Annotated in this window: 7 protein-coding genes; all 7 read right to left on the minus strand. The window is 60.1% G+C overall.

All coding sequences use genetic code 11. The features are described from left to right. Positions 1-145: 145 nt before the first annotated feature. Positions 146-718 carry a DUF3885 domain-containing protein gene (locus tag FHT26_RS29335; protein WP_168563607.1) on the minus strand — a complete coding sequence of 191 codons (573 nt, stop codon included), beginning with the start codon at positions 716-718 and terminating at the stop codon, positions 146-148. 496 nt (positions 719-1,214) lie between these two features. Next, on the minus strand, positions 1,215-1,460 hold the full coding sequence (locus tag FHT26_RS29340; RefSeq protein ID WP_168563608.1) for a hypothetical protein: 246 nt from the start codon (positions 1,458-1,460) through the stop codon (positions 1,215-1,217). A gap of 98 nt (positions 1,461-1,558) precedes the next feature. Beyond that, the gene (locus FHT26_RS29345; RefSeq protein WP_168563609.1) at positions 1,559-1,876 is read right to left on the minus strand and encodes an SMI1/KNR4 family protein; all 318 of its coding nucleotides are present in this window, start codon (positions 1,874-1,876) and stop codon (positions 1,559-1,561) included. 74 nt (positions 1,877-1,950) lie between these two features. Further along, positions 1,951-2,343 carry a pentapeptide repeat-containing protein gene (locus FHT26_RS29350; protein ID WP_210427663.1) on the minus strand — a complete coding sequence of 131 codons (393 nt, stop codon included), beginning with the start codon at positions 2,341-2,343 and terminating at the stop codon, positions 1,951-1,953. Positions 2,344-2,474: 131 nt separating this feature from the next. Next, on the minus strand, positions 2,475-2,738 hold the full coding sequence (locus tag FHT26_RS29355) for a hypothetical protein (RefSeq protein WP_168563610.1): 264 nt from the start codon (positions 2,736-2,738) through the stop codon (positions 2,475-2,477). A gap of 117 nt (positions 2,739-2,855) precedes the next feature. Then, complete coding sequence (locus tag FHT26_RS29360) at positions 2,856-3,128, minus strand: hypothetical protein (RefSeq protein ID WP_168563611.1); 273 nt, start codon at positions 3,126-3,128, stop codon at positions 2,856-2,858. 455 nt (positions 3,129-3,583) lie between these two features. After that, entirely contained in the window at positions 3,584-4,273 is a 690-nt protein-coding gene (pyrF, locus tag FHT26_RS29365; protein ID WP_168563612.1) for an orotidine-5'-phosphate decarboxylase, read from the minus strand. Positions 4,274-5,955: the final 1,682 nt, after the last annotated feature.

A 5,955-nucleotide genomic window follows, 5' to 3' on the forward strand; every position in this document is an offset into this window, starting at 1 on the left:
CTTCGATGAATCGCTTCATGCCGTGACCCGTTCAGCCGCGTTGCCACAACTTAGGCGATCACCTCAGGCAATCAAGCTGTTTTCACACAGCCTCGACCCAGAGCCGAAATCACTGTGCGCAAACTCGTTGCCTCGAAGCAGACGTTCACAGGCCGTCAGGACGAGCCGATCGCCAGAGTGCGAAGCGGGCGCGAAGGTCTTCCGGCGCTATGGAGAACGTGAAGACATCCATTCCCCCGTCGTAGGGGCAGAAGATGTTCTTCGTAGACGGCGAGACAAACGAGATGCCCACCTCTTGCCAGTCCGCGAGCAGACGAATCGCAGCTTCGAAGAAGTCAGGCTTCCATTTGGAAACGAGCGCTCGAACATGCATTCGATCTTCGCCGTCTTGCCCGAGACTTTCGGTCGGTAGAACAGCAACGTCCTCTCTGAATTGCCGCCCAGCAAGCTGATGCCTGGCCTTTCCGCGCAGCTTGGTTTCGCCAATATGCGCGCGGAAGACGTACAGTGGCTCGCCAGCGCTGAAGAGCGCCGAGGCGACGAGAAAGTGTCGACTGTGAAGTTCGGCGTATTCGTCCAGAGACTCGGCGTACCGCTTTGAATCAGGGAGCGAGTGGAATCGCACCCAATTCACACCGAAGGCGCGACGAAGAAGGTGACCACGAGGCGCGATCTCACCGAACTGAGACTGCCACCAGGCAAGGGGATCAGGGCGCATGTGCGCAACTCTATCCGAGCGAATTCGAAGATCGCTCGGACTGAAAGCGGGCGATCCCGACGGGCAGCTTGTGGCCGGAATGAGCCATCCGTAGTGAGCCGACTACACGGACGAGCGCTCTCGCAAGCGTTCGATCCACCCATTGTCGGCATTGCTAAGGACGTCCACCAGTGGCCAGCCAGGCGCATTCTCGACAGCGTGCAGCAGGCTCCAGGCCAAGCCTAAGCAGTCGTCCGTGCCGAAGCATCCCGTCAGGGCACGAGCCTCGTCGTCGGTCAGCGGAGTTCGGATCCGTCCCAAGAGGTCCTCAAGGTGCTGGAGCACCTCGATGGAAGCACCCGCGCTGTCAGGAAGCCTGCCGAGCGCGACGAATTCTTCTACTGCTGGTTGCATGCCCAAAGAGTATCACCGAGGATCTCGAAACCCCGGTTTGAAAGTCTGGCAGCGGACGTTCTCCACCGGCAGCTTCTGGCCGACTCCCGCCACACCGAGCCGCCTATGGACGACTTTGGTCGAGGGCGACGAACTGATCCACCTCCGCGTCGGAAGGCTGCCACTCGTCACCTCGCATGTCGTGGAACATCACGAGTCCGAGGAGGATCAGCGGATCCTCAGCCAAGAAGATTCGAGACTCCGACTCGGCCCGCCACAAACCTTCAATGATCGATACGGCGAAGCCTTGCTTCTTCAGACAGGCAAGCGCTCCTGGCATCACATTGCCGGCCGTCGCGATCGTGGTCATGGAAACCATGGTGTTCTCACATTGTCCAAGATGGCCAAGAGCCGACAGTCGCGAGCGACCGGTTGTGGCCGAACTGGGACACAAACTAGGCCGCATGCTCAGGCTTGCGGGGTGATTCGCCGTGCAATTTCGCGCCAAGAGTCGGCGATCTTGCTCGCGTACTGTGGTTCCATGCCGATCATTGGCAACATGAAGACTGCACCGGATTCGTCAAACGCTAGAAGTTCTCCACCGCCGTCGGTTCCGAAGCCAAGGAAGCCGGGGGCGTAAGTCGCGACCTGCAGGTCTCTGTTACCTGCCTCGATCTCGTCTGGGTTCCAGAGCGCAACGTAGCCGGGCATGCCTTCGGTGAAGCCTTCAATTACGCCTGCTTCCTTGAAGTAGGCGATGTAGTCTTTTGGCAGATCGATTCGCATGCTTAAAGCCTACCCGAAACCGGACACTCGTGACCGGCTGCTCGTGGCCAACTATGCGAACTTGCGTGACCCCACTACCACTCCCAGGATGGCAGCTCGTCATCATCGCCCAGTTCGGACCCGTAGAACGTCGCGCCCTTGACTTTGACTCCCTCTCGCAGAGCACCAGTTGCCTTGATGGACTCTATCGCGGCGAGCTCGAACGTCGCGCCCGTGAGATCTGCATTGGAGAAGTCGGCACACTTGACGTTGCATTCACGGAAGCTCGTCCCCCGCAGACTTGCACCGGTGAAATTCGCGTCAGCGAACCAGGAGTACTTCCCGAAGTCTGCACCATCCAGCATGATTCCCGAGAGGTCGGCGTCGCTCAGCTCCGTCTCCGGAAACAATCTTTCCCCCGCGGCATATCGGGCCTCGAGTTCGGCCCGGTTCGCTGGCGGCCGATAGTCATCCGGAGCTTGAAACAAGGGAAACGGTCCTTCCAGCGCGGCAGATTTGGACGACGGGTAGCCTACCGAAAAGCAGTCGCTCGCGAGAGACCGCAACTGGCCGCTAAGAGCCAAAGAAGCCTACCTTCATCATGCCTGCGCGTCGCCCCTCAGCGTGCCTTGCGAGATTTGATGAACCAACCAACTGCGATCGTCAAGGCGCCGATCGCTACAGCACCGATTCCGCACATTGTCATCGGAGCGAGCGTCTCGGCTGATCCAGGTACGAGTCGCAAGTACTGTTGATGTTCACCGGTACCGGACGGTTGAGAGAAAAGCAGGACATCTATCGGCAACAGGTCAGCTGCTGGTGACAGTAGCGCCAGCCCGACGAGCACGAGCAGATAGCCAACACCACGCACCCACGCATGCATCATTTTTGGGCCTGACTCAAAGCTTGAGGCCGCATTCTCCAGCGCTTTCTCGACTCCCGAAAGCCGCCGGTCGCGAAGGACGCCTCATGGCCGACTGTTGTCAATCGAGCGGCCAGCCTACCGTTCAGTCTGCACGGCGAGGACTGTCAACTCGCGCCCGCCCAGCTCGAGAGAATTTCGCCAGACGTGCTTTACGCCAGATACCTCCAAGAACGCACCTCGGTACGCCTTCTGAAGGAGCTCCTTGCGCAAGACTGGGGTGAGCGAGGGCAACGCGGTCGTTGGGATGTTTGAAGCCCAGGTCATGGCAAATCCGGTGAAGTTGCTGTGACTGCCCTGCGCGACGTGGTCGGCGCCGGCGTAGGTGACGATGTAGGTGAAGAGTGGCACGGGGCGAATTCTATGAAGCCGGAAAGCTGACGTCGTCCGAGGACGGCTCCTGGCCGTTAACCGCTGGTCGCCGGATCGACCCAATCGGGTCGCAGACCATGCTCGAACTCCTTGCGCACCCTCCTCAAGGATTCGAGGTCGCCCATGTCAGCCTCGATCTCTCCAATGCAGCCCCAGCAATCGCCGTCGCAGTCAGTAGACAAGGGATCGTCGGGTTGATCGAGCTTGCGACCGCAGATTCCACACTTCATCGAGCCCGTCTCCAAATTTCGATCATCAGCATAGCGGACACATGCGCACGACCGCTTGTGGCCGACAGTGTATGTTCGTGCTTTCGCCTGCAAGCAGACAGTCGCTGCTTGGTCGGCCGCCACGTGTGACAGCTTTCGGGGCGACGGGCGAAGGCGCACAGTCGGCCAGGAGGTGACCTTCGCCAGCGACCGGTTTCGAGTTGGCTACCGTTCGAACGCGGAGGCAACCATGCGATATGCGCTTTGCGGATTGACCGCTTTCGCAACCGCACGGCCCACAACTATGTCAGTTGCTCCTGCCGCCTTCGCGTACTCGGGTGAGGCGAAGCGCGCTTGATCACCGCCGGTGGGCGTGTTCAGTTGAATGCCAGGAACCACGATGCGAGTTCCCCGCGGCAGTTCGCCGGCGAGCATCGCGGCCTCATGTGGAGACGCAACCACTCCGTGGCATCCGCATGAGACAGCGAGTTTGGCGAGGCGCAGTACCTGTTCTTTGACATCGGGTTTCAGGCCAATCTCCGGCAGGTCGGCGTCACCAAGGCTGGTGATGACCGTGAGCGCCAGTACCTGCAGGCCGGGGAACGGCAGCGAAGTTTCGACGGCGCTTTTCAGCACCGCTGATCCTCCTGAAGCATGGACTGTGACCATGCTTGCCCCGAGCTTACCCGCAGCACGAACCGCTCCGGCCACGGAGCTTGGGATCTCGTGAGACTTGAGGTCCAAAAACACCTTCTTTCTTCGAGCGATCAGCTGTCGAACGATGTCTGGCCCTGCTTCAACCAGAGTCTGCAATCCGACCTTGTAGGCCATACATTCGTCGCCGAGAGCCGCCACAAGAGAAAGAGCCTCCTGCGCCGATTCCACGTCAAGCGCTACGAAAACTGATCCACGCATCGATGGTTCTCCCAAGTAGATCGCGCCGTCTGCCGACGCGGCCAATATCGTGTCCGACCTGCGTCGCAGTGTCGCCTGCCCGCAATCAGGTGCGGCAGCTGATCGGCGAGAATCGGCCAAGCGCTGTCGTTCACCAACAGCTGCTTCCGGGTTGTCCAGTCAGCGGATACGATGCAATCCGTCAGCGTGGCGGAACGGTAGACGCACGGGCAAACCCGTCCCTGAAATGGGTGCAGGCTTCAACACCTGTCGCTGACACCCCCGCCTGTTGCATCGCCGCTGTCGGCCAGGAGCGGTCCTCGATCAGGGGCGACTTTCGGGTAGCCTTCCCCCATGATTTCATCGGACCCCGACGTTGTTTCGTATTCGATCGTTGTACGAGGGCTTCACGAGGCCGCCTACGAGCCGTTTTGGAGAAGGTTTACCGAGCACCGGGGCGGCGCAACGCCCGGGCCGCATCCTCGTGAAATCTATCAGGTAGTCGACTGTGAAGTAGGGCAGGTGTATGGGAGCCTCTCTTGGATTGCTTCAGAGATCGCAGGCCGATTCCGGGTAGTCGAACTCGGAATCGGCATCCATACGCCCCGCAATTGGTCGAACTTCTACGTACCAGCGGATGTTGTCCAAGCGGCACATGAGTTCGGGGCGACTATTCGGCTCTCCTTTATGTCCCCCGTGGTGAGGTAGGCGCCGAGATTTCGCGCGTTGTTGCCGAGTCGACCAGGGCCTGTCGGGTGCAGCGCTCGAAAGTCTGTGGTCGGCCATTTGCGGTCGGTCACGACCGACCGCTTTCGGGATGTTGAGCACTGTGGGAGCAGTGCAGCCCGTTGACACGTAGACTCGCTGAACTCAGCGCATCCGATATGTTTCGTTTTGGGATTACCGTCGCACTTCTCGCGGCGTTCGGCTTCGCCGAAGCTGTGCCCCCGAACTCAGCTGCAGCATCACCTGCCAGTGGTGCGGCCGTTGGTCGCGGGGAGCAATACCGCTTGTCCGACGCTGAACGATCGGTGATGGAGCTGCCCGAGGTGAAATCGTGGAGCGCGTCCGCGAGAAAAGCCGGGCGAGTTGTGACATGGCGCAGTGACGATGTCAGTACAGAGCCGCGATGTACCGACATAACGCTCTACGAAGATGCTGGTCCGTACTTGACGCGATTCGGAACTTGGAGAGCCTGCGGCGCGGACGTTCGAAAGTTGCGCGATGACTGATTGTTTGTGCCGGTCTGAACCATGCCTCTCGTCTGAGTTCGGCCATGAGCTGCCGATCGCGAACGACGGCATTCGAGTAGCATGGGATCAATGGGCTGGATGGGAATCGTCGTTCCGACAGTGCTCGCGCTTCTGCTGGCTGCGCGTCCGCGTCTGTGGCCGTACGTCCTTGTAGCGGTTGCGCCGGGAGTCGCGCTCGCTCTGTCTGCCCCTGGTACGCCAAGCGGCACCGCTCCATCGCTTGATTGGCGGCTCACGCTACTCGGGACCGGCACGATCCTCGCCCTTCCCATCGCTGCTCTAGGCTGGTGGTGGTTGCATAGACCGGCGTCTCGCCCTGGCACGCTCGAATAAGGCGGCATCAGAGAAAACGGCTGTAGCCGGCCACTTCCGGACGGCTGCGGTCGACTGCTTTCGGGGCGCTCAGATGTGGTTTGCTAACCTCTGTCCCTATGCACATCCTTTTGCGAG

This window comes from Rhizobacter sp. SG703 (genome assembly GCF_012275445.1).
Lineage (GTDB): Bacteria > Pseudomonadota > Gammaproteobacteria > Burkholderiales > Burkholderiaceae_C > Rhizobacter.